This window comes from Arthrobacter alkaliphilus, from assembly GCF_021483235.1.
GTDB classification, from domain to species: Bacteria; Actinomycetota; Actinomycetes; order Actinomycetales; family Micrococcaceae; genus Arthrobacter; species Arthrobacter alkaliphilus.
Map to the genome: position 1 here is coordinate 15,868 of NZ_JAKEEC010000021.1, position 24,084 is coordinate 39,951.

The window sequence follows — 24,084 nt, forward strand, 5'->3', positions numbered from 1 at the left end:
TTTTGTCCACATAGGGCAAGTGAGCCCTGCCGTGGCCCGGCCTTGATGCCGATGCTGGTTTCATGACAGCAGACAACGGTGTGACCATCTCCCGGCCCGAGGACATCCTCGGCTTCATTCCCCACGCCTTGGGGCTCTGGCCAAAGGAGAGCCTTGTTGCCATGACGCTGCGCGGGCAGACCCTCGGCGCCACACTCCGCGTTGACCTTCCGGGCGAGCGATCGGACCAGGCACTCGCCGCGTACGCACGCAGGATCGGCGGATACCTGGAAGCGGACCACGGCGCTGACGGCGTGCTCTTGGCGTTCTTCAGCGACGACGGATGGGATGCCGGCGTCGCCGTGCCGCACGGCCTGGCGATCTTGGAAGCCCTGGAACCGGTCCTCGCCCAGGGTGGCTTGGCGTTGCGGGACGCATGGTTCATTGGTTCCGAATACTGGCGAAGCGCATTCTGCACCGATGCGGACTGCTGTCCACACCCCGGGCGTCCTGTGGACCAGATCCGGGATAGCCGGCTCAACGCGGAAATGGTGTTCCGCGGGAGCAACGTCATGGAATCGCCGCGGTTATTGGGACCGGACGACCAGGCCGTGGTCGACCCCGAATTCATCCGCAGGGAGGACGGCATCCTCGCGGAGCTGCTCCGGCGGTGGCGGAGCAGGAAGGCATTCGAAGACCTGCTCGATGTGTGGACGGGCGTTCTCGATTCCGACCGGCCAAGGGATTTCGATTGCGAGGCTGCGGCGTTCCTGCGGGCAAGCCTCAGGGTTCCTTCGTGGCGCGACGCCGTGGTGGTGCTGGCGGTTGCAGGGAGAACCGTCGCTTGTGGGGGTGCCGAGGCGTTCGGTTTGTTTGAGCAAGAGGAGGATGAACAGGGTGCCTTGGCCGTTCCGCCCTCGCTCGCTTCCCCTGCCCCGGCAGCGCGCAAGCGGACGCCGGCCACGGACGTCAGCGCCTCGAGCTACGGAGAAGTGTTTTTGGGTCTGTATCCGCAGAATCCCGACTGGAAACGGTTGACGAGGCTGGACCAGGTGCTGGCGATGCTGTCCCGGCACGGCGGTGGAGAGGCGCGCGCTGCATCGCTCACTATCCGCGGGTGGGTTCAGTGGTGCCGGGGGAGCGGTTCGTTCGCCCACGCGCTCCTTTCGCAGGCCGAGTCTGAACAGAGTGGCTACCGGCTCGCGGAGCTGCTCGCCGAGGTGGTGAGGCGCGGATCGATCTGCGGTTGGGCCAAAAGCGAGTCATCTGCGTGGCGCAAGTTCGGCGGGGCGGTGGCATGAGCCCGTAATTGGTGGCATGGGCTTGTAATTGCTGTGCAGTAGCGGATATCGACCCCTGGAACTCAAAACCGTGAGACAATAGATGCCGAGACCCGGTTGGGTCCGTGTTTCAAGTGCCGGAATCGTCCCCTGAACAAGGGAACATGATGGCGCCGTCGGGAGTTTTAGCTTAAGACTCTGCAGTCGGCGATGGCACTTGATGTTCATCACGGACTTGACAGGGTCATAGTGGTGTTGCCCCCATGGTGATTCCACAGACCGCCGCTAGAAAGGTTTTCTGTGACCCCGTCTTCCGCCGAGAAGGAACCCGCCGCCCTGGCCGAACTGTCCGCCGAAGAAAAGAAGGCGGCTACAGCTGCGAAGCGTGCGGCAACGCGTGCTGCCAATGCTTCGACGGCAGGCGCAGACAAGCCGGCACCCAAGAAGCGCGGGCCCAAGCCCGGTGCCAAGGCCGCCGCTGAAGAAGCCAACAAGTCGGCCGGCGCCGACGAGGAATCCGAAGAAGAAGCGGAGGACTTTGACGCCGTCGTTCCCGACGAAGCAGAGCTCACGGAGGAAATCGAAGACGGCGAAGAGGGCAAGAAGCCTGCCGCCACCGGCTCGGGCTTTGTTTACTCGGACGCCGACGACGACGACGCGCCTGTCCAGCAGGTTATGTCGGCCGGCGCCACGGCCGACCCCGTCAAGGACTATCTGAAGCAGATCGGCAAGGTAGCCCTGCTCAACGCGGAGCAGGAAGTCGACCTTGCGCTCCGCATTGAAGCCGGCCTCTTCGCCGAAGAGAAGATCAACGCCGACGACGGCTCCATGGACCCGAAACTCAGGCGTGAGCTTGAGTTCATCATCCACGATGGCAAGCGCGCCAAGAACCACCTCCTCGAAGCCAACCTGCGCCTCGTGGTCTCGCTGGCAAAGCGCTACACAGGCCGCGGCATGCTGTTCCTGGACCTCATCCAGGAAGGCAACCTGGGCCTAATCCGTGCAGTCGAGAAGTTCGACTACACCAAGGGCTTCAAGTTCTCCACCTACGCCACCTGGTGGATCCGCCAGGCTATTACCCGCGCCATGGCGGACCAGGCCCGGACCATCCGCATCCCGGTGCACATGGTGGAAGTCATCAACAAGCTGGCACGCGTCCAGCGACAGATGCTGCAGGACCTTGGACGCGAACCTACGCCTGAGGAACTGGCCCTCGAACTGGACATGACTCCCGAGAAGGTTGTTGAAGTCCAGAAGTACGGCCGCGAGCCGATCTCGTTGCACACGCCGCTCGGCGAAGACGGCGACTCCGAATTCGGCGACCTCATCGAGGACTCCGAAGCAGTGGTGCCGGCAGACGCCGTGAGCTTCACCCTCCTCCAGGAGCAGTTGCACTCTGTGCTCGACACCCTGTCCGAGCGGGAAGCAGGCGTCGTCGCGATGCGCTTCGGCCTTACTGACGGCCAGCCGAAGACTTTAGACGAAATCGGCAAGGTCTATGGAGTCACCCGCGAACGCATCCGTCAGATCGAATCGAAGACGATGTCAAAGCTGCGCCACCCCTCGCGGTCGCAGGTTCTGCGCGACTACCTTGACTAAAGCAACGGACGCCCGGCCCTAGCCGGTACCGGCCGTCGAGAAGTGGACCCACGGATTTCCCGGGGTCCACTTCTTGTATTTAGGGGCTGTTCCGTTCGAGGGCTTGTCCCAGGATGCGGGCACCTTCCGGGAAAGCGGCCGGGTTGGGTCCTGCGAAGTTGAGCCGGATGAATGGTCCCGCCGGTTCGGCCGGAAACCACTCGGAACCCACCGCGATCATGACCCCGGCACTCTCGCAGTCACGGTTCAGGCCCTCGAGATCCGTACCGTCGGGCAGGCGTGCCCAGAGGTTCAGCCCGCCCTTGGGAATGAGGCTTAGGTCGGCGCGGGGGGCGTGCTCGCGCAGGCTCGAGACAAGAAGGTCGCGCCGTGACTGGAGCTGATGGCGGAGGCTGCGAAGATGGGTCAGCCAAGCCGGTTGTGTGACGACATCGAGTGCGGCAGCTTGCAGCAATCCGCTCACATACATCGACTCGGCCGCACGGTCCGCAAGGATCCGTTCGCGGGCGGGCCCCCGCGCAATGACGGCGGCGACGCGGATGGCTGGTGAAACGCTTTTCGTTAGGGAGCGTAGATAGACCACATGGCCCGAGTCGTCATGTGCGGCGACGGGTACCGGCGTCGACGTGATGCCGAAGTCATGGGCCCAATCGTCCTCAACGAGGAACGCGCCGAACCGCCGGACGACATCCAGGACTTCTTCCCTCCGACGGGCGGACCACTGGGCTCCAGTGGGGTTGGCATAGTTCGGTTGGGCGTAGAACAGCCGCGCACCCGTCTCCTCAAAGGCCCTGCCCAATTCTTCTGGGTCCGGCCCATCGGATCCGCTGGGCACCGGCACAATGCGGACTCCGGCTTGCGTCGCGGCCAGGATCGCGCCCCAGTAGCTCGGAGACTCCATGAGCAGCGGCTGTCCGTGCCCTACCAATGCAGTGAAGATGGAGCTGAGGCCGCCCTGGCTTCCCGGCAGCACGATCACATCGCTCGGTGTTGGCGGAGTAAGCCCTGCCGGAGTTGCGGAGCCAAGTTCGTGGGCAAACCAGGACTGCAACTCGGGAAGCCCCGGCACAGGTGGTCGGGACAATGCAGCGTCGCCGCGGGCCGCGCGAGCCAGGGCGGCTCGCACAAGCCGCTCCGGCAGGAGTTCCCTGTCCGGATACCCGGCATGGAAAGAAATGGTGGCGTTCGACGTGTCACGCATTGTGGTGGAGGCCGGGCGCGGAGGCGTCTGTGGTGCACGCAGCGCCGCAGTTTGCCAGCCGTAATCCGAGGGGCGTGCTGTCCGGACCGCCCGCACGAACGTGCCGACGCCGGGCCGGCTCTCGATCAAGCCCTGTGAGGTGAGCGCTTGCAAGGCTTTCTGAACCGTCACAGGGCTGGCCTGGTACTCGGCGACGAGTGACCGGGTGGACGGCAGTCGGGACCCCGGTGCTGCGGCCGCGATCCAGTCGCGAAGCCGCGCCGCGATCCTCGAACTGCTATCGTGGTTCATGAGAGACAATAGTAGCGCTACTACGATTATTCGCCCAGTGATACCGTGCCGCTCTGCACCTGGCCTTTGGTGGGGCCTTCTGGGAGTAGCGGCATTTTCATTCACTGTTCCCTTCACGCGGGTGGCCGTTGGTGGCCTGTCGCCCCTGTTCATCGGCTCTGGCCGTGCCGTCGTCGCGGCGATACTCGCGGCATCCGCCCTCGCGCTCACGAGGCAGCGGCTTCCACGAGGAAGGCAATGGGCGCGCCTGGCCCTGGTTGCGGCCGGGATTGTTGTCGGGTTCCCACTGCTCACCTCGTTCGCACTCACGACGGTGCCGGCCAGCCACGGTGCCGTCGTCATCGCGCTGTTGCCGGCGGCAACAGCAACCGCCGCAGTGCTCCGCGGGCGTGACCGTCCGCCTATCGCTTTCTGGCTGGTCACGGGCGTAGGGGCGGTCGCGGCGATTGCATTCGCCGTCGCCCAGTCCGGCAATGCGGCCCAATCCGGCGGGTTCGGGCAAGCCGGCTGGGCGGACGTGCTGCTCCTCGGTGCCGTCATCGCTGCGGCCATCGGTTACGCGGAAGGTGGCCTGCTCGCCCGCGAACTCGGCGCATGGCAGACCGTATCCTGGGCGCTCGTCATGGCATCGCCCTTGATGGCAGGCCTGGCAGCGCTCTCCATGTCGCAGCAGCCGCCCGCCGCTTCGCCTCTCCAGTGGGTTGCTTTTGCATACCTCGGAGTCGTCAGTATGTTCTTCGGTTTCTTTGCCTGGTACCGCGGGCTCGCCATTGGGCCCATGGCGAAGGTCAGCCAAATACAGCTCATACAGCCGGTCATGAGCATTTGCTGGGCAGCGTTGCTGCTCGGCGAATCCCTGGATTTGACCACAGTCATCGGTGGGCTGGCCGTCATCGTCTGCGCCGGGGCGGCAGTGAGGGTCCGGCTCCAGCCGGAGCCCGCGCAACAGAATCGCCGAGGATCACCGGAACGCCGGGATCACCAGCCACCACAACCAGCCACACGATAGGAAGAGAGGAAACCTAATGTACATCCCAGCGCATTTCGAGGCGGCTCCCGACGTGATCCAGAACCTCTTGGCACGGCCAGGTGCAGCCAACCTGGTCACCACGACAGCCCAGGGCATGCTCGCGACTTTGCTGCCGCTCGTCTACGATCCCTCGATCGGCGAACACGGCGCGCTCCACGGACACCTCGCCCGAACCAATTCGCAGTGGTCCGAGCCCGCGATCGGAGAATCACTCGCGATCATCCAAGGCGCGGACGCCTACATCTCGCCCTCCTGGTACGCGTCGAAGGAAGAGCACGGACGTGTCGTCCCGACGTGGAACTACACAACCGCCCACGTGTACGGCAAGCTCACCGTCCATGACGACGCGGAGTGGCTCGGAAAGCACGTCAGGCGGCTGACCGGCCTCCACGAAGCCCTGACCGAACAACCGTGGTCCGTGGATGACGCGCCGGAGCGCTACATCTCCGGACAGTTGCGTGCGATCGTCGGCGTTGAGCTGGTGATCACCCGAATCGAAGCGAAGGCCAAACTCAGCCAGAACCGGCCAGACAAGGACATCGACGGGGTGGTGGCCGGGCTTGACGCCCAGGGGCACCGGGAAATCGCGGCCGACGTGGCCCGGGCCAGGCAGGAAAGATCGCGCTAGCGCAGCAAGGCCCCCTCCGCTTGGAGGGGGCCTTGCCGTCTCTATGAAATTTTTCCAGCCGGGCGGCCGCTGGGGCCCGCCATTGAGCTAGTCGGCGAGGACGGGTTCCTTCTCCTGAAGGCGAGCGGTCTCGTCATGCCAGTCCGAGGTCATCGGCCGCAGCGTGGCCTCAACTGCACGTGCGTGGTGGCCGCAGAAAAGCAGCTCACCGCCGGAGGACTCGAGTACAACGCGGACATATGCCTGGGCCCCGCAACGGTCGCACCGGTCGAGTGCGTTCAGTGTGCGGTCTGCAACTGCTGTTGTCATGTTCGGCCTCCTTAGTAGTTCTGTGTATCCATATAACCAGCATTCGAAGCGAAACCATGGCAAGGATGGGTCACGTTCGCTGTCCGCGTATCACATGTAAGTAACACCGGAAAGTGGCGTCCAGCACGATTGGGAGTGGCAGCTCTCGTCCGGGCTCCCGGGCAGATAGCCTAGGAGGAGTGTTTTTTGCCTCAGTTACACCCGAAGGAGCGCCCCGCCCGTGGCACCGAGTTCTGAATACAACGCCCGGCACCTTTCCGTTTTGGAAGGCCTGGAGGCGGTCCGCAAACGCCCGGGCATGTACATCGGCTCCACCGATTCCCGCGGCCTCATGCATTGCCTCTGGGAGATCATCGACAACTCCGTGGACGAAGCGCTGGCCGGCTTCGGACACGACATCCAGGTCATCCTCCACGGGGACAATTCGGTGGAAATCCACGACGACGGCCGCGGCATCCCGGTGGACCTGGAGCCCAAGACCGGACTCAGCGGCGTCGAAGTTGTCTTTACCAAGCTGCACGCGGGCGGCAAGTTCGGCGGCGGCTCCTACACGGCGTCCGGCGGCCTTCACGGCGTTGGCGCGTCCGTAGTGAACGCGCTCTCCGCCCGCTTGGACGTGCAGGTGGACCGCGGCGGCAAGACTTACCAGATGTCTTTCCGCCGGGGCGAGCCCGGACGCTTCAAGGACACCGGTTCGAAGCCCAGCCCGACGTCCCCCTTCGAACCGTTCGTCGAGAACTCGGTGCTCGACGTCGTCGGCAAGGCCAAGCGCGGCGTCACCGGTACCCGGATCCGGTACTGGGCAGACCGGCAGATCTTCACCCCGGACGCGAAGTTCGCCTACGAGGACCTGGTAGCACGCGCCCGCCAAACATCCTTCCTTGTTCCAGGGCTGAAAATCACTGTCCGTGACGAGCGCAGGCTGCCCGGCACCCCCGGCGAGAGCGGCCCGCACCAAGAGGTCTTCCACCACGACGGCGGTATTTCCGAATTCGTCGACTTCCTCGCCGCGGACTCGGGCGTCACGGATATTTGGAGGCTCCACGGTGCGGGCAAGTTCAAGGAAACCGTTCCGGTGCTTGACGAGAACGGGCACAGCAAGATCGCCGAAGTGGAGCGCGACTGCGAAGTGGACATCGCGCTGCGCTGGGGGATCGGCTACGAAACCACCATGCGCAGCTTCGTCAACATCATCGCCACGCCCAAGGGCGGAACGCACCAGGCCGGATTCGAGCAGGCACTCCTGAAGACGTTCCGCAAGGCCGTCGAAACGAACGCGCGCAAACTCAAAGCGGGCAACGACAAGATTGAAAAGGACGACGTCCTGGCCGGCCTCACGGCAGTGCTGACTGTCCGGCTGGCAGAGCCGCAATTCGAGGGCCAGACCAAGGAAATCCTGGGTACATCAGCTGTCAGGGCCATTGTTGCCAAGGTGGTCGAGGAAGAGATCACAGCGCGCCTGAACTCGGCGAACCGCAACGACAAGGCCCAGTCGGCCCTGCTGCTTGAGAAAATCGTCAGCGAAATGAAGTCGCGCATCTCTGCGCGGGTCCACAAGGAAACGCAGCGCCGGAAGAATGCGCTGGAGACGTCCTCGATGCCCACCAAGCTCGCAGACTGCCGCTCGGACGACGTTGAACGCTCCGAGCTGTTCATCGTGGAAGGTGACTCCGCGCTTGGCACGGCAAAGCTGGCGCGGTCCTCGGATTTCCAAGCGCTGTTGCCCATCCGTGGCAAGATCCTGAACGTTCAGAAAGCCTCGGTGGGGGACATGCTCTCCAACGCTGAGTGCGCTGCCCTCATCCAGGTAGTGGGCGCCGGCTCGGGCCGGAGCTTCGACATCGACGCCGCCCGCTACGGCAAGGTCATCCTGATGACCGATGCAGACGTCGACGGCGCGCATATCCGCACGCTGCTGCTCACCCTGTTCTTCCGGTACATGCGTCCGATGATCGACGCGGGCCGCGTGTACGCTGCAGTGCCGCCCCTCCACCGGGTGGAAGTCATCAACCCGGGCCAAAAGGCCAACGAGATGATCTACACGTACTCGGAGGCCGAACTGCACGTCCTGCTGGCCAGGCTCGCCAAGGAAGGCAAGCGCTACAAAGAACCCATCCAGCGCTACAAGGGCCTGGGTGAAATGGACGCCGAGCAGCTCGCGGAGACCACGATGGATCCGCGCCACCGTACCCTCCGGAAGGTGGGGATCGAGAACGCCAAGATGGCGGAGGACACCTTTGACCTCCTGATGGGATCGGACGTTGCCCCGCGCAAGGACTTCATCATTGCCGGCGCGGCTGACCTGGACCGGGAACGCATCGACGCCTGATTCCAGGTGGACATGCCCCCTCCCGGCAGTTTGGAGTGGACATAGTCCGAATATGTCCACTGCCTGTTCCGGGGGCAGGGCATGTCCGGTGGACTGGATCAGCCGAGCAGTCCCGGCACGATCAGCAGGCCGGTCGGGACCGCGAGCAACATGGCCGACGCGGCGAGGACCATGGCGCGCAGGGCTCCGGGAAGCGGCGGCTTGGGTGAGAGCAGCCGGCTGACGCGCGTCGCCGTCGTGCGCGGTGAATCGGCGCCGCCAGTGCCGCCGGTGCCACCGGTGCCGCCCCAAGTGTCGCCCGCGGGGGACATGGCGTTGCTGCCCGTTGCGGGCGGGATGAATTGCTCCACGGGGCTCGCGGAGCCGCTCGCCACTATCGCGATCGCCTTGATGAGCGTTCCCTTGCTCTCGGTGCGCAGGGCGACGTCATCGGCGAGCATTTCGATCAGGGAGTTGACCGCGACTTGGGCGAGCCGCGTGGTGGGGAACCAGGGGAGTGCCTGGCGCCATGCCGCGAAGGCCCACAAAAGAAGGTCGTGGCGTTGCGAGAGATGGGCATTCTCGTGGATGAGGACGGCCCGGAGCTCGGCAGGCTCGAGGGCGGCCATCAGGCCGTCGGACAGAACGGTCACCGACCTTGCTCCGCCGGGCAGGCAGTAGGCAACGGGGGAGTCGTGGTTGATGACCACGGTGCCGGGGCCGTCGTCGGACGGTGAGGCCAGGAGGGCCAAGAGTTCGCGGTGCCTGCGCCGTTGCCGTTCGATTTTGACGTAGGTGAGCAGCAGGGTGAAGACGAGATGGGCGCTCAGAAGCGCTGCGGCCGACAATGCGAACAAATGCCAGAAGCCCAGTGCCGTGGTGGGCTCGTTGTGAAGCACCATGCCGGCCAGGGAACGCAGGCCCGCGATCAGGTTGTCGCCGATGGGCTCAAGGCCGTAGGCGAGCATAGCGCCGATCATGGAGAGGCCACCGGCGAGTGCGATGGCTTGCCAGAGGACCATGGCCATGAACGGGGCGCGTGAAGGCCACTCGGCGCGCGACAAGAGGACAGGAACCGGCCAGGCCAGCACCAAAGCAAGGACCGCCAGAAAATATGAGGTCCAGAACATGGGTTGCTTAGTCTTTGCCGAGCAGCTTGCGCAGCGTGGCGGCTTCACTCTCGCTCACGGAACCGATGAACCGGGCCAGTACTGCTTCACGGTCCGGGGCAGAACCGAGGGCCTCGTGCATGAGGTCCGCCGTGTGGTCCGCGCGGCTCGAAACAGCCTGGTAGCGGTGCGGACGGGTGCCGCGCTCGCGCTCCACGAGGCCCTTCTTCTCAAGGCGCGACAAGACGGTCAGGACGGTCGTCACTGCGAGGTCCTTGCCTTGGTGTCCTGCAATGCCGTCTGTTGCGGCAGAATCCTGAGCCAGCAGATCACGGAGTTTGTTGGCTGTCGCGGCCTCCTGGCCCGCCCAAAGGAGGTCCATGACCGCCCGTTCCAGTTCCCCAAGACTTGCCATCAATCCATCCCCTACTTTCCGCACCACCCCGGCCCGTTTCCTCGGCCCCCGGGGAAGTGCGATGATCCAACATTCCACCCTCAATCTACCGCTTTTCAGGCCGCGATTCTACGTGAGGTAGAACATGGCGCCCGGCGTGTCCTTGCGGCACCATGACGCCGCTGGAAGAGTGGTGCACACATCGCGGGGGGTTTGTTCTACACTGTGTAGAAGAAGTAGTTCTACGCAACGTAGAAAATAGGCGCCGAAAAGAGGGCGCCGGATCAAAGGACAGCCATGGACGCCTTGGAAATCGCACGCTGGCAATTTGGAATCACAACCGTCTACCACTTCATGATGGTGCCGCTGACCATCGGCCTGGGTCTCGTCGTGGCCGTCATACAGACCTTCTGGTACCGCACCGGCAAGGTGGAATACCTGCGGATGACCAAGTTCTGGGGCAAGCTCTTCCTCATCAACTTCATCATGGGCGTGGCCACGGGAATCGTGCAGGAATTCCAATTCGGCATGGCATGGAGCGAGTACAGCCGGTTCGTCGGCGACGTGTTCGGTGCGCCCCTGGCCCTGGAGGCGCTTCTCGCCTTCTTCGTGGAATCGACATTCTTGGGACTCTGGATTTTCGGCTGGAAGCAACTCAAGCGCGGTGTCCACCTCGCGTGCCTCTGGATCGCCGTGATTGGCTCGTTCTTCTCTGCCTACTTCATCATCGTCGCCAACTCCTGGATGCAGCACCCTGTCGGCGTCAAGATGGTCAACGGGCGCCCGCACATGACTGACGCCTGGGCGGTCTTTACCAACAACACTGCCTTGGTGGCCGTACCCCACACCCTCTTCGGTGCGCTGGCCGTGGCCGGAGCGTTCCTCCTCGGAATCGCCTGGTACCACCTTTGGCGCCGCCGCCACGATGGCATTGACACCGTGGGAGCCGACGGCCGGGCCGTCGCGGGCGAAGCGGACATTCCCGGGCGGGACAAGACCGACTACAAAGTCTGGATGACCTCCCTGCGGATCGGCGCCGTCGTCGCCATGATCTCTTTCGCCGGCACCGCCATCACGGGCGATATGCAGGGCAAACTGATGTTCGAACAACAGCCCATGAAGATGGCCGCAGCCGAGGCCGCCTGCCACGACGGCACCGGATTCTCTATCCTGAGCGTCGGCAACGTCGGGTCGAAGAACTGCAACGACATTGTTGCCGTGATCGAGGTCCCCGGCATCCTGTCCTTCCTGGCCAAGGGCGATTTCACCACCGAAGTGAAGGGCGTCAACAGCCTCCTGGACGAATACAAGGCCAAGTACGGCACCCACCTGCCGGACAACCCCCTCTATGGCGACCGGGCAGGGCAGGACATCCAGTACGTACCCGTCATGGAAGTGACGTACTGGGGCTTCCGCATGATGATCGGATTCGGCGGGATCGCTGCCTTTGCCGCGTTGCTCGCATTGTGGGTGACCCGTAAGGGGTTGGTCCCGCAATCACGGTGGATCATGCGCCTGGCGGTCTTCGGAATCCTGGCTCCCTTCGGTGCCAACGCCGCCGGGTGGATCTTCACCGAAATGGGCCGGCAGCCGTTCGTCGTCGCGCCTAATCCGGACGCAAGCGGCGTCGACCAAGTGTTCATGTTCACCGCCGCGGCCGTCTCACCCGGCGTCTCCGCCGCTGAGCTCATCACCTCGCTGGTGGTGTTGGGGTCCATCTACGCCGTGCTGCTGGTGGTCGAGGTCCGCCTGCTGGTCAAGTACGCCCGGGGCGGAGTGGTGTCCGCGATGCCTGAGCTCGCCAAGGCGCTCAGCGAAAAGAAGGACAAGACGGACGACGACGGCGGGACCCCGGGTGCACAGGACCGGCCGGGCGCGAGCGACGACGTCCTGGCATTCGCCTACTAGGAAGCAGAGGGATCATTCGAATGGAACTGTTGCCCACCGTCTGGTTCGTGGCCATCGCCGTGCTGTGGACGGGATACCTCTTCCTCGAGGGATTCGACCTCGGCGTCGGAATGCTCATGAAGCTCTTCGCCCGGAACGACACCGACCGCCGGGTGTTGCTGAACACCGTCGGCCCGGTATGGGACGGGAATGAAGTGTGGCTGCTGACCGCGGCCGGTGCCACCTTCGCGGCTTTTCCGCTGTGGTACGCCTCGTTGTTTTCGGCGCTTTACCTGCCGCTCCTGATCGTCCTCGTGGCCCTGATCTTCAGGGCTGTGGCCTTCGAGTACCGGGGCAAAGTGGACACGCAGCGCTGGCGGACCGCCTGGGACTGGGCCATCGCGCTGGGCTCGTTCACCGCCGCGTTCGGCATCGGTGCCGCCCTGGCGTTGACCACTACCGGGCTTCCGATCGACTCGAACGGCGACCGCCACGGCGGCCCTTTTGCCTGGTTCAGCGGCTACGCCGTGCTGGGCGGATTGGCCGTGGTCGCGTTCGCCCTGGTGCATGCGCTGGCCTTCCTGGCCCTGAAGACCGACGGCCAAGTGCGCCACCGCGCGCGCCGCTGGTTTGTGCGGCTCGCCCCGATCGCCTTGCTGCCGCTGCTGGCGTGGGCGGTTGCCGTGCAGCTGCTCAGCGGCAAGCCGGCAACGTGGATACTGGTGATCCTCGGAGTCTTCGCAGCGGCGGCCGCCTGGGTCCTCGCCCGCCGCGGGGCTGAGGGGAAGGCCTTCGGAGCGCTGGGCGCCTTCCTCGTGTGCGCCACCGCTTCCATCTTCGGTGCGGCGTTCCCAGTGGTCATCCCGTCCACTTTGAACCCCGCCTTCAACCTCACCATTTCCAACGCCTCGTCGTCCGCCTACACCCTCGGGCTGATGAGCATCGCGGCCGCCGTCGGCCTGCCGCTCGTCATCGCCTACCAGGCCTGGACCTACTGGGTGTTCCGTCGCCGCGTGAGCGCGGCACACATTCCCCCGGCGCACGGGTTCCTCCCGGCCATCGCGGCCAAGGTGCTCGTCGGCCATGAGGCGCCGGCAGGTCGAGCTGCCAAACACGCACCCCGCGACGCCGGCGAGTAGCGGATGAAGCCCGAGCTGCCGGCCGGACCCGCCACACGGTCCGCCTTGTATTTCCTTGGCCTGCTGTCCTCGCTCAAGGCCTTGTCCCTGGTCCTGATCGCGCAGGCCATCGCGGCGATGCTGTCCGGACTCGCGGCAGGCGGCAGCGGGTGGCGGGAATCGCTCCTTTGGGGTGCGGCGGGCGCCGTCCTGCGGTCGCTGGCAGTCTGGGGGCAGGGAGTCGCGGCGCGCCGCGCGGCCCTCGGGGTCAAGGAAGAGCTGCGGTCCCGGCTGCTTTGGCGCGCTCTCGGCTCCGGGGCTGCGGGACGGGTCGGCGATGTGAACGACGGCGGGCTCGCGGTGCTTGCGACGCGAGGCCTTGATGCCCTGGACAATTACTACACCCAGTTCCTTCCCGCGTTGGTCAATTGTGCCGCAGTGCCCCTGCTCCTCGGCGCCCGGATCCTCTTCGCGGACTGGGTCAGTGCCGTGGTGGTGGTGCTGACCCTCCCGCTGGTCCCGCTCTTCATGGTCCTGATCGGCCGCCATACCGAGGACCGGGTCCGCGAAGCCCAATCCACGCTGCGGAAGCTTTCGGGGCACATCCTGGAGTTGGCGAAGGGACTTCCGGTGTTGGTCGGGCTGGGCCGCGCGCGCGAACAGCGCGCAGCCCTCGAGGACCTCTCGGAGGAATACCGCTCGCGCACCATGGGAACACTGCGTACCGCCTTCCTGTCAGCCCTCGCCCTGGAGCTGATAGCTACCCTCTCGGTCGCCGTCGTGGCAGTCTTCATCGGCGTGCGTCTCGTGGCCGGCGACATGGGCCTGGAAGCAGGCCTGCTGGCCCTCATCCTCGCTCCCGATTGCTATCTTCCCCTGCGCGAACTGGGCGCGGCGCACCATGCCAGCGACGACGGGCGCGAGGCTTTGGCCGCCGCCAACGCCGTGCTCGCCTCGCCGGCGGGCCGACCGCTGATTGGCGCGCCCGGCGCCGTCGCGCCAGCCGCCGGGCCGGCCGGCAAGACCGGACCCTCCGACGTCACTGTCACCGGCCTGACGGTGACGTACGCGGGCCGGGCGGCGGCCGCCGTCGGACCCCTCGACTTCAAAGCGCCGGCCGGGAAGATCACCGCCCTTGACGGGCGCAGCGGTTCCGGCAAGAGCACCGTCCTGGGCGTCCTGGCCGGCACGATCGGCGACGGCCCGGCGGCAACCATCGAAGGTTCTGTCGCCGGTCTGGATGCCGGCTCGGTCGCATGGGTTCCACAGCATCCTGTCATGGCCGCAGACACGGTGCTGGACGAGATAGTCCTTTATCTGCAGGGCGGCAACCAGGAGTGCCCGTCCCCGGGACTTGCGTCGCCGGATCCCGAAACCACCGCCGATGCGGACCTGGCGAGGGCCATGCGTTGCCTGGAGCAGGCCGCCGCGGACCACCTCGCGTACAAACACCCGGCCGAGTTGAGTCCAGGCGAAATGCGGCGGGTGGCCGTGGCCCGGGGCCTGGCGCGCCTTGCCTCCGGTGCCAAGGTCCTGCTGCTCGACGAACCCACCGCCCACCTGGACGATGCGTCGGCGGACGCCGTCCGTTCGGCGATTGCCGGGCTGCGGGGGGCCGCGACTGTCATCCTGGTGGCCCACGACGCCGCGACCCGGAACCTGGCGGACAACGTAGTGAGGGTCGACGGCGGGAAGGCTGACCCCGGGATGTCCGACGCCGGGACGGTACAACAGCAAGCCGGGACAGCGCGCCCGGGCTCCGCCGTATCCGCGGCAGCCCCACTCCGGCCGGATGCGGATACCGGAACCACACCGGTGGGGGGAATTGAACCCCCGACCTCTTTCTCCACGCTCAAGGCCCTCGCGCGGGTCCTTGCCCCGGTCCGCTACAAGTTCGCCGGGGCCGTGCTGCTGGCGGCGCTCGCCGCCTTGTTTGCCGTGGCCCTGTCGGGGCTGTCCGGCTGGCTGATCATCCGGGCCAGCGAACAACCGCCCATCCTGTATTTGCTCGGAGCGATCGTCGGCGTCCGGTTTTTCGGCATAGGCAGGGCGGTGCTGCGGTACGCCGAACGGCTCGTCGTCCACGACACGGTCTTCGCCTCCATGACGAGGCTCCGGGGTGCGCTTTGGGCGGCTCTCAGTGCGCGGGCGCTGTCCCTGCGGCGGCTTCTGCAGGGTGGCAATGTGCTCGGCGCGGTGGTGGACGACGTCGACACTCTGCGTGAGGTGCTGCCGCGGGTCGTCCTGCCTCCGCTGTCCGCGCTCGCCGTTGCTGTTTCGGCGCTGGTTGCCTCTGCGCTGCTGGTTCCCGCTTCCGTACCGGCGGTTGCAATGACCGCCGTGGTAGGCCTGGTCCTCGCTCCACTTCTTGCGCTGGCGGCGGACCGCAACGCGGCGCGCGCCGAGCAGCAACTGCGCTCCCTCGTTCTGCGTGACGTTGCCGCGGCCCTCGACGCGCGCGCGGAACTCAGCGCCAACGGCGTCGCCGGCACGGTGTTGTCGTCCCTGACCCGGAAGGACAACGCAGCGACTGCAGCCGCACAGCGTTCGGCCTGGGCCGACGGGATCGGCCAGGGGTTGACGGTGCTTGCCTGCACCCTGGGAGCCTTCGGGGCGGGGATTTTGGCCGCACCTTCCGTGCAAGCCGGAACGGTCGCGCCGGCTGTGCTGGCCGTCGTCGTCCTGGTCCAGTTGGCCCTCGCGGAGCCCTACGGAGCGGTGGTATCAGCAGTCCGGCAGGGTCCGGCTTTGGCCTCGGTGCTGCGGCGGATCGCACAGTCCGGAGCCTTCGACGCCCCGGATGCCGACGGCGGCGTGCGGCCGCTGCCGGAGCGGCCCGACGGTTCCGCGGGACTGCTGCTGGACCGTCTCGAAGCCGCGTGGCCCGGCGGGGCGCCCGTGTTCAGCGGGCTCAGCGCCGAAGCGGCCCCCGGACGTTGGCTCGCGGTCACCGGCCCCTCCGGCTCGGGGAAGTCCACCCTGCTCTCGGTCGTGCTTGGCTTCCTGCCGGAATCTTCCGGGAGGGCGTACGTCACTGGGAAGGCAGCGTGGTGTCCCCAGGAAGCGCATCTTTTCGACTCCACGATCCGGGGCAACTTGCTGCTCGCCCGCCCGGCGGCGCGCAAGCCTTCGGAAGCGGACATGTACAAGGCCTTGGGCGCCGTCGGCCTTGCCGGCTTGGTGTCCGAACTTCCCCGTGGGCTCGATAGCCGCATCGGCCCCTCGGGTTCGTTCCTGAGCGGCGGCGAACGCCAACGGCTCGCCATGGCCCGCACGCTCCTCACCGGCGCTGCGGTCCTGCTCCTGGACGAGCCGACCGCCCATCTGGACGCCGAGGCCGGGCAGCTCATGATGGCGGAGCTGCGTGCCGGGCTGAAGGACGTCACAGTGGTCCTCGTGACTCACAACCCGGCCGACATCGACGGGACGGATTCCCGGCTGGATCTGGGCTCGCCGTCGGCTCTCCCGGAGCCGGTGCGGGGGAGCTAGCCGAGAAACCGCCGGGCGATCGAGTCCACCGTCTCGACGATATGGTCCACGAGTTTCACTGCGTCGTCCTCCCGGATGAGCGGCGTCGACTGGCCGGCCCACAGCGACATCAGGCCAGGGATACCCTGTGCCGCCGCGGCGGGCCGGAACTTCCCGGTCAGCCAGTTCTGGATCGGGAACGGGGCGTGCGCGGAAGGGTCGGCGAGTTCCCTGATGATCCGGTTGGGGATCCCGCGGGCCAGGCGGCCGCTGAGGGCACGGGTCAGGACCGTGTGGGCGGCGTCGGGGCCGCGCATCGCGGCGAGGTGCGCGGGGCTGATGGCTGACTGCCGCGTGGCGAGGAAGGCCGAACCGATCTGGACCGCATCCGCGCCCAGAGCCAAGGCGGCAGCGACCCCACGGCCGTCCGAAATACCGCCTGCCGCGATGACCGGAACCGAAACCGCATCCACCACCTGTGGCACCAGGGCCATGGTCCCCACGAGCGAGTCCTCCGGTGCGCGGAGGAAGGAAACCCGGTGTCCGCCGGCCTCCATCCCCGTGGCGACGATCGCGTCAACACCGCCGCCGTCCAAGGCCACCGCTTCGTCGACCGTGGTGGCAGTACCCACCACCACGATGCCGTTCCGCCGGGCCTGTTCAATGACGGCAGGGGACGGCACGCCGAACACGAAGCTCAGCACGGCCGGCCGGGCATCGATTGCCGCCTGGATCTGTTCCTGCAGATCGGGGAGGTACGCGTCCGGTTGGGCGGGTGGTTCCACGCCCACCAGATCGAAGTATGGCCGGAGGATGTCCAGGTAGGCGGCGAACTGGCCTGCGTCCGCGGTGGGCGGCTCCTCGCCCTCGATGGGGAGCCAAAGGTTCAGCGCGAACGGTTTCCCGGTGGCTTCCTTGAGCTCTTTGGCCGTGGCGGTAATCCGTTCCGCGTCGTAGCCGTAGAGGCCATAGGAACCCAGTCCGCCGGCTTCGCTGACGGTGGCCGCCAGCTCCACCGACGACAGGCCCCCGAACGGTCCGAGGACAATGGGCAGATCAATGTTGAAGAGGCGTGTTGCCCTCGTGTCTTTCCATGACATCGCGGCGCCTAGCCGTCCACGTCGTGCAAGTGGTGGACGACGTCGTGCAGGAAGTACTGGGAGAACGTCAGCACGGTGAAGGTCGAGCCGTTGCTGCGGACCCCCGTGCGGGGCCACTCGTCCTCGCGGACCGCGGCGAAGGAGTTGGCAATCTGGGTGCCCTCCGCGACCAGTTGCGCAGCGACTTCGGCCGGGTCCGCATGGGCGTAGTCGCCGTCGATCGCGGCCTTGTCCTGGTCCCAATTGTCGAAATGGGCGTCGTCATCGCTCAGCATGAGATTCAGGCGCTGGTCGAAGAGGCTGAAGACGTCCCGAACGTGGCAGGCGTATTCCAAGGGCGACCACGTGTGGTCGTCCGGGCGGGTGGAGGCATCTTCCCGGCGCAGGACGGCCCGCCAACGCGGCAACATGCTCAAGACCGCGCCCGGGACGGTGGACGGCGTCACGGTAGCGGAGTCGAAGCCGCACTCGGGACAGGGCGTGGACAGGACCCAGGTCCAGTCCTTGTCATCGGGAATGATCGGCATGGCAGTAGTCTATGGCCCGGATTCCTGATCCGGTCACACCTTGCGGAGAGGGGCTGCTTCCAGCCGTGGCCAGCGCGATCAGGAGTAAAGTTAGGTGCTGGGGGAAGCCTGGAAAGTGAAACTGCCATGCTAAAGGATCTAAGCGTCGCCGGCGTGCTTCCTGCCAGCGATATCGCCCGCGCACGCGACTTCTACCGCGACAAACTCGGCCTCGAACCGGAGAACCCGGAGGCCTCGGACAACCTGATGTACAAGTGCGCCAACGGCACAGGCTTCCTGCTCTACGAGACGTCCTTTGCCGGGACTGCGAAGAACACCCAGTTGGGATTCCAGAGCACGGACCTGGACCGCGACATGGCCGACCTCAGGGAACGCGGAGTCGTCTTCGAAGAGTACGACATGCCCGGCCTGAAGACCGAAAACGGCGTAGCTACGCTGCCCGACGGCGAAAGGGGAGCCTGGTTCCGCGATTCGGAGGGAAACATTCTCAGCATCGCCACGATGTAGCCCGGCATCCGGGCAGGGCACCGGCTACCTCGCGTTAACTTTCGCCGGCGTTCCCTTCTCCCCACGCCATGCTGGCGCCGACGGCGTCCACGGGCTGGGAAAGGGGAACGCCGGAGCCGTCACGACGGCCATGTTCTTGCGGGAGGGCGCGGGCAACACCGGCGCTGGATGACGCCTTGGCAGGACCATGGCCCGCCCACCCGAGCAGGAGCATGTCTTCACCCTTGAGGAAACGGTGCGCCCGCACGCCTCCGGTGGCCCGGCCCTTGGCCGGGTACTCGTCGAACGGGGTGACCTTGGCCGTGCCGGGAGCGGTTCCCGGCAGCGCACCGTTGCTGCCCGCAATCGTCACGACGACGGCGGCAGGGTCATTCGCCCGCACCGCGCCGAAGTGGATGACGGCGTCGCCGGCCGCCAGCTTGATTCCCGCCATGCCGCCCGCGGTACGGCCCTGTGGCCGGACGGCGGAGGCGCTGAAGCGCAGGAGCTGCGCAAGCCGGGTCACGAAGACGAGGTCGACGTCGTCGTCCCGGGCGGGATCCACGCCCACCACAGCGTCCTTGTCCTTGAGGGCAATGATTTCCCAGTCTTCCCGGTTCAAGGGGTACTCGGGCTGGACCCGCTTCACCACGCCCTGCGCCGTTCCGATCGCCAACACCGTATCCAGCGGCACGAGCGCTACGAGCGATTCACCCTTGAGCAGGGTGATGAAGTCCTTCGCCGCGACGCCCCCTGCAAGGTTGGGCAGGCCGGACACGGCCGGGAGCGCCGGCATGTCCATGACCTGGACCCGCAGCATGCGGCCCTGCGACGTGACTGCGCCAATCTCGCCGCGCGCCGTTGTCTTGACCACGGAGCGGTAGACATCGTGCTTGCTCCGCGGGCCGGATTCGACCAACGGCTCCTGGTTGGACGTCCGCGCGATCTGGCCGGACGCGCTGAGGATTGCCCAGCACGGGTCGTCGGGAATTTCGAGGGGGAGTGCGGCGGCCTTGCCCTTGCCCGCCGGGACGGCTGCGGCAAGTGCGGCGGCCACAGTGGGGGACACCGCTTCCGATTCGAGGAGGACGGTGCGCCGCGGGGTGCCGTACTTCTCGGCCACTTCGGCCAGTTCCCCGGACACCACTTCACGCAGGAGTACATCCGACGCCAGGATCGCCTCGAGCTCGGCAATCTCGCGGCGCAGTTCGTCCTGCTCCTTCTCAAGCTCGATGCGCGAGTACTTGGTCAGCTGGCGCAGGCGGAGTTCCAGGATGTAGTTGGCCTGGACCTCGGACAGGTCGTAGATCGACATCAACCGTTCGCGGGCCGCCGATGCCTCGTCCGAAGAGCGGATGATCTGGATGACCTCGTCGATGTCGACGATCGCGATCAACAGGCCCTCCACCAGGTGGAGGCGGTCTTTTTTCTTTCCCAGGCGGAAGGCGGTGCGGCGGCGCACCACGGACAAGCGATGGTCGACGTACACTTGGAGGAGTTGCAGCAGGCCGAGGGTCTGCGGCTGGCCGTCCACCAGGGTGACGTTGTTGATGCCGAAGGAGTCTTCCATCGGCGTGAACCGGTAGAGCTGCTGCAGCACGGCGTTGGGATTGAAGCCGTTCTTGATCTCGATCACGAGCCGCAGTCCGTGCTTGCGGTCAGTGAGGTCCAGGACATCGCTGATGCCGCTCAGCTTTTTGGCGTTGACGGCATCCTTGATCTTTTCGATGACCTTCTCCGGACCCACCATGTAGGGGAGCTCGGTCACCACCAGGCCGGTGCGGCGCGCGGTCAGCTGCTCGACCTCCACCTTCGCGCGGGTCTTGAACGAACCGCGTCCCGTGGCATAGGCATCGCGGATGCCATCCAAGCCCACGATCCGGCCGCCGGTAGGCAAGTCCGGACCCGGCACGAACCGCATGATGTCTTCCAGCGTGGCATCCGGGTTTGCGATGAGGTGCCGGGCGGCCGCGATGACCTCGACGAGGTTGTGCGGGGCCATGTTGGTCGCCATGCCGACGGCGATCCCCGTGGTGCCGTTGACCAGCAGGTTGGGGAAAGCGGCCGGCAGGACATCGGGCTGGGTGAGCTGGTTGTCGTAGTTGGGAACGAAGTCCACCACGTCTTCATCGAGGTGGTCGGTCATCGTCAGCGCCGCGGCGGCCAGCCTGGCCTCCGTGTAACGCGGGGCAGCCGGCCCGTCGTCGAGCGAACCGAAGTTGCCGTGGCCGTCAATCAGCGGAAGCCGCAACGAGAAGTCCTGTGCCATGCGCACCATGGCGTCATAGATCGCCGCGTCACCGTGGGGGTGCAGCTTTCCCATGACTTCGCCCACCACGCGGGCGCTCTTCACATGGCCGCGGTCCGGGCGCAGGCCCATGTCGCTCATCATGTACAAGATGCGCCGCTGGACGGGTTTGAGGCCGTCGCGCGCATCCGGGAGCGCGCGGGAATAGATCACCGAATATGCGTACTCCAGGAAGGAGCCTTCCATTTCGGAAGTGACGTCGATATCGATGATGTTCTCGGTGAAGTCCCCGTCGACGGCGGCAGAGGCCGCGTTTGCGCGGGAGGGACTTTGGCTTCGTGCCATGGAGTCGGTGGATCCTTAAACGTGTACTGCGGAAGACTTAGCTAGGCTAAGCCTATGGTGGATCAGCGCGGCGCCGGCGTATATCCGGAATATTGGGAGGCCGATGTCGTGCTTCGGGACGGCGGAACGGCCCACTTGAGACCAATCTCACCCGAAGACGCCGACGCCCTCCAGGCCTTCCACACGGCGCAGTCCGAGACGTCCATCTACATGCGGTTCTTCTCGTTCAAATCGAGGCTTTCGAGCAAGGAACTCCGCCGTTTCACCGAGGTGGACCACAAGGACCGGGTGGCGTTCGTCATCACCATCGGCGGCGAGATCGTCGGTGTCGGCCGCTACGACAGGCTCAACGACCGCACCGAAGCCGAAGTGGCCTTCAATATTTCCGACGCCCAGCAGGGGCGGGGCATCGGCTCGATACTCCTCGAACACTTGGCTGCGGCCGCCCGGGAGAACGGCATCCGCCGCTTCACGGCCGAGGTCCTGCCGGAGAACCGCAAGATGCTCCGGGTCTTCGCCGATGCAGGCTATGAGCTGGCGCGCAAATTCGACGACGGCGTGGTCAGCGTCGAATTCAATATCAACCCCACCGAAAAATCCCTCGCCGTCATGGAATCGCGGGAACACCGTGCCGAGGCCCGGAGCGTACGCGACTTGCTGGCGCCGTCGTCGATCGCCGTGGTGGGCGCGAGCCGCAGGTGGGGCACCGTGGGGCACCAATTGCTGGAGCACGTCCTGGCAGGTGGCTTCACCGGCGCCGTCTACGCGGTCAACCCTGAAGCATTCGAGCTGGCCGGCATGAAGTCCTTCGCGCGGATCGCTGACGTCCCCGGGCCGGTGCAACTCGCCGTCGTGGCCGTTCCTTACGAGGAAGTGCCGAAGGTCGTGGACGAGTGCGGGGCGGCCGGAGTCAAAGGCCTCGTGGTGGCCACGGCCGGGTACGCGGACGACGGCGAGCGGGGGTTGCGGAGGCAGCGGGAGCTCGTGCGCCAGGCGAGGTCCTACGGGATGCGGGTGATCGGCCCCGAGTCCTTGGGGATCGTGAACACGAACCCGGAGGTTTCCCTCAACGCGTCGATGGCCCCCAAGCTGCCGCAGCGCGGGGGATTGGGGCTGTTTTCGCAATCTGCGGCCATCGGGGTTTCCGTTTACGCGTCAGCGAGCCGCCGGGGCCTGGGCCTTTCTTCCGTCTTGTCCGCCGGCAACCGGGCCGATGTCTCCGGCAACGACGTCATGCAGTTCTGGGAGGACGATCCCGATACCGCCGCCGTCGGACTCTACCTGGAGTCGATCGGCAATCCCCGCAAGTTCTCCCGCCTGGCCCGCCGCTTGTCGCGCAGCAAGCCGGTCATCGTCGCCAAATCGGATGTGACGGGGCTGCGCCTACCGCCGGGCCACGTGGTCAGGACCACCTTGGCGCCCGCGGCGGCCCTCGACGCGATGATGCGCCAAGCCGGCGTCATCGCCGTCGAAACCATCGAGCAACTCATGGATGTGGCGCAGATCGTTTCGAGCCAGCCCCTGCCCAAGGGCCCCGCGCTCGCCGTCTACAGCAATGCCGCGGCCTTCGGCAAGGTCGTGGCGGACAACGCCGCACCCCACGGGCTCGTAGTCGACCGGATAGTCACCGACGTGGACCTGAACGCGGGGATGTCCGTGGCGAAGGAAGGGCTGCGCCGCAGCCTCCGGAAGAATCTCGCGGACGAAGCCGTGCATGCGGTGGTGGCGGCCATGGTGCCGTCCCGCAGCCTCACGATGGAAGCAATCGCCGGAGTGCTGGCCGAATGCGCGGCGGAGGCAGGTAAGCCCGTCGTGGCGGCGTTCACCGGGATCCTCGACGCTTCCGTCCACTTGGATGGATTGCTCGCCGCGAATGGTGACTCCGGGCCGGCTCTACCTTGCTACTCCAGCGCCGGCAGCGCGGTGGCGGCGCTCGCGGCCGTGGTCCGTTACGCGCAATGGCTGGACCGGGACCAGGGGGTGTTCGTTGAGCCTGCCGGTTGCGACCGTGAGGGCACCAGCGAACACATCGAACGCCTCCTCTCTTCCGTCCCGGGGGAGCAATTGGTCCGGCTCGACGACGGCGAAGCGGCGGCGCTGCTGTCCCGTTACGGGATCCCCGTGGTGCCCTCGGCGGTGTTCGGGAGCGACGACGAAGCGGTTGCCGCCGCCGACCGGCTCGGTTGGCCCGTGGTGATCAAGACCACTGATCCCGCCCTCCGGCACCGCCTGGACCTGGGCGGCGTGCGCCTCGACATCGAGGATGCGGACTCGCTGCGGCGCAACATCGCGCAGATGCGCCGGGCCCTCGAGCCCTATGGTTCACCGGCCATAGAGGTGCAGTCCATGGTCTCCGTGGGGCAGGCCTGCACCTTCCGGGCTATCGAGGATCCGCTCCTGGGGCCCGTGGTGTCCTTCGGTTTGGCGGGCGACGCCGTGAATCTCCTCGACGATTGGGCACACCGGGTGCCTCCCCTGTCCTCTACCGATCTTCACGACTTCATCAGGGCCCCCCGGGCTTCCCTGAAACTATTCGGCTACCAAGGGTTGCCGGCAGTGGACGTGGCGGCCCTCGAAGACCTGGGAGCGCGGCTGGCCCGGCTCAAGGACGAGCACCCCGAGATTGCGCTTGTGGAGTTCAACCCCGTCCTGGCCGGGACGCGTGGCGCGAAAATCCTTTCCGCCGAGGTGTGGATCGGGAACGCCGCGCAGCGGACGGACAGTGCCCGCCGGGCGATGCTCGGCTGATTTGACGGCAGTCGGTCGGATGGACTTGC

Annotated in this window: 17 protein-coding genes; 10 read left to right on the plus strand and 7 right to left on the minus strand. The window is 66.1% G+C overall.

Annotation, left to right across the window (positions count from 1 at the left end):
• The first annotated feature begins 62 nt into the window (after positions 1-62).
• Both L0B83_RS14325 and L0B83_RS14330 read left to right on the plus strand, forming a co-directional pair.
• A complete protein-coding gene (locus L0B83_RS14325) occupies positions 63-1,280 on the plus strand; it encodes a DUF4192 domain-containing protein (protein WP_234759130.1) in 1,218 nt (405 codons plus the stop codon).
• A gap of 279 nt (positions 1,281-1,559) precedes the next feature.
• Positions 1,560-2,858: an RNA polymerase sigma factor gene (locus tag L0B83_RS14330; protein WP_234759131.1), complete on the plus strand. Its 1,299-nt coding sequence runs from the start codon at positions 1,560-1,562 to the stop codon at positions 2,856-2,858.
• Positions 2,859-2,937: 79 nt separating this feature from the next.
• Here L0B83_RS14330 and L0B83_RS14335 read toward each other — a convergent pair whose 3' ends face one another.
• Positions 2,938-4,350, minus strand: a complete 1,413-nt coding sequence (locus L0B83_RS14335) for an aminotransferase-like domain-containing protein (protein ID WP_234759132.1) — start codon at positions 4,348-4,350, stop codon at positions 2,938-2,940.
• Between L0B83_RS14335 and L0B83_RS14340 the strand changes: the two genes are divergently transcribed.
• Together L0B83_RS14340 and L0B83_RS14345 are read left to right on the plus strand one after the other, a co-directional pair.
• Positions 4,349-5,359 carry a DMT family transporter gene (locus L0B83_RS14340; RefSeq protein WP_234759133.1) on the plus strand — a complete coding sequence of 337 codons (1,011 nt, stop codon included), beginning with the start codon at positions 4,349-4,351 and terminating at the stop codon, positions 5,357-5,359. The genes L0B83_RS14335 and L0B83_RS14340 overlap by 2 nt on opposite strands.
• Before the next feature lie 16 nt (positions 5,360-5,375).
• A complete protein-coding gene (locus tag L0B83_RS14345; RefSeq protein ID WP_234759134.1) occupies positions 5,376-6,008 on the plus strand; it encodes an FMN-binding negative transcriptional regulator in 633 nt (210 codons plus the stop codon).
• An 87-nt stretch (positions 6,009-6,095) separates the two neighbouring features.
• Here L0B83_RS14345 and L0B83_RS14350 read toward each other — a convergent pair whose 3' ends face one another.
• Positions 6,096-6,317 carry a DUF7455 domain-containing protein gene (locus L0B83_RS14350; RefSeq protein WP_059389114.1) on the minus strand — a complete coding sequence of 74 codons (222 nt, stop codon included), beginning with the start codon at positions 6,315-6,317 and terminating at the stop codon, positions 6,096-6,098.
• A 220-nt stretch (positions 6,318-6,537) separates the two neighbouring features.
• Here L0B83_RS14350 and L0B83_RS14355 point away from each other — a divergent pair, with 220 nt between their 5' ends.
• Positions 6,538-8,646 carry a DNA gyrase/topoisomerase IV subunit B gene (locus L0B83_RS14355; RefSeq protein ID WP_234759135.1) on the plus strand — a complete coding sequence of 703 codons (2,109 nt, stop codon included), beginning with the start codon at positions 6,538-6,540 and terminating at the stop codon, positions 8,644-8,646.
• 98 nt (positions 8,647-8,744) lie between these two features.
• Here the strand turns inward: L0B83_RS14355 and L0B83_RS14360 are convergent, their stop codons facing one another.
• The gene (locus tag L0B83_RS14360) at positions 8,745-9,755 is read right to left on the minus strand and encodes a M56 family metallopeptidase (RefSeq protein WP_234759136.1); all 1,011 of its coding nucleotides are present in this window, start codon (positions 9,753-9,755) and stop codon (positions 8,745-8,747) included.
• A gap of 7 nt (positions 9,756-9,762) precedes the next feature.
• Positions 9,763-10,149, minus strand: a complete 387-nt coding sequence (locus L0B83_RS14365) for a BlaI/MecI/CopY family transcriptional regulator (RefSeq protein WP_234759137.1) — start codon at positions 10,147-10,149, stop codon at positions 9,763-9,765.
• Positions 10,150-10,425: 276 nt separating this feature from the next.
• Between L0B83_RS14365 and L0B83_RS14370 the strand changes: the two genes are divergently transcribed.
• Genes L0B83_RS14370 through cydD form a run of 3 tightly spaced genes read left to right on the plus strand, consistent with a single transcriptional unit; the run spans position 10,426 to position 16,622 of the window.
• On the plus strand, positions 10,426-12,036 hold the full coding sequence (locus tag L0B83_RS14370; RefSeq protein WP_234759138.1) for a cytochrome ubiquinol oxidase subunit I: 1,611 nt from the start codon (positions 10,426-10,428) through the stop codon (positions 12,034-12,036).
• 20 nt (positions 12,037-12,056) lie between these two features.
• Positions 12,057-13,154, plus strand: a complete 1,098-nt coding sequence (gene cydB / locus L0B83_RS14375) for a cytochrome d ubiquinol oxidase subunit II (protein ID WP_234759139.1) — start codon at positions 12,057-12,059, stop codon at positions 13,152-13,154.
• Positions 13,155-13,157: 3 nt separating this feature from the next.
• The gene (gene cydD, locus L0B83_RS14380; RefSeq protein ID WP_234759140.1) at positions 13,158-16,622 is read left to right on the plus strand and encodes a thiol reductant ABC exporter subunit CydD; all 3,465 of its coding nucleotides are present in this window, start codon (positions 13,158-13,160) and stop codon (positions 16,620-16,622) included.
• On the opposite strand, the gene L0B83_RS14385 is transcribed toward cydD, so the two are convergent.
• Both L0B83_RS14385 and L0B83_RS14390 read right to left on the minus strand, forming a co-directional pair.
• Positions 16,619-17,701 carry an NAD(P)H-dependent flavin oxidoreductase gene (locus tag L0B83_RS14385; RefSeq protein ID WP_234759141.1) on the minus strand — a complete coding sequence of 361 codons (1,083 nt, stop codon included), beginning with the start codon at positions 17,699-17,701 and terminating at the stop codon, positions 16,619-16,621. The two genes, cydD and L0B83_RS14385, sit on opposite strands and share 4 nt — an antisense overlap.
• Before the next feature lie 8 nt (positions 17,702-17,709).
• Complete coding sequence (locus L0B83_RS14390; RefSeq protein WP_234759142.1) at positions 17,710-18,228, minus strand: DinB family protein; 519 nt, start codon at positions 18,226-18,228, stop codon at positions 17,710-17,712.
• A 126-nt stretch (positions 18,229-18,354) separates the two neighbouring features.
• Here L0B83_RS14390 and L0B83_RS14395 point away from each other — a divergent pair, with 126 nt between their 5' ends.
• The gene (locus L0B83_RS14395) at positions 18,355-18,735 is read left to right on the plus strand and encodes a VOC family protein (protein ID WP_234759143.1); all 381 of its coding nucleotides are present in this window, start codon (positions 18,355-18,357) and stop codon (positions 18,733-18,735) included.
• 34 nt (positions 18,736-18,769) lie between these two features.
• On the opposite strand, the gene L0B83_RS14400 is transcribed toward L0B83_RS14395, so the two are convergent.
• A complete protein-coding gene (locus L0B83_RS14400) occupies positions 18,770-21,307 on the minus strand; it encodes a DNA gyrase/topoisomerase IV subunit A (protein WP_234759144.1) in 2,538 nt (845 codons plus the stop codon).
• A 54-nt stretch (positions 21,308-21,361) separates the two neighbouring features.
• Between L0B83_RS14400 and L0B83_RS14405 the strand changes: the two genes are divergently transcribed.
• Entirely contained in the window at positions 21,362-24,055 is a 2,694-nt protein-coding gene (locus L0B83_RS14405; protein WP_234759145.1) for a bifunctional acetate--CoA ligase family protein/GNAT family N-acetyltransferase, read from the plus strand.
• The last annotated feature ends 29 nt before the right edge of the window (positions 24,056-24,084 follow it).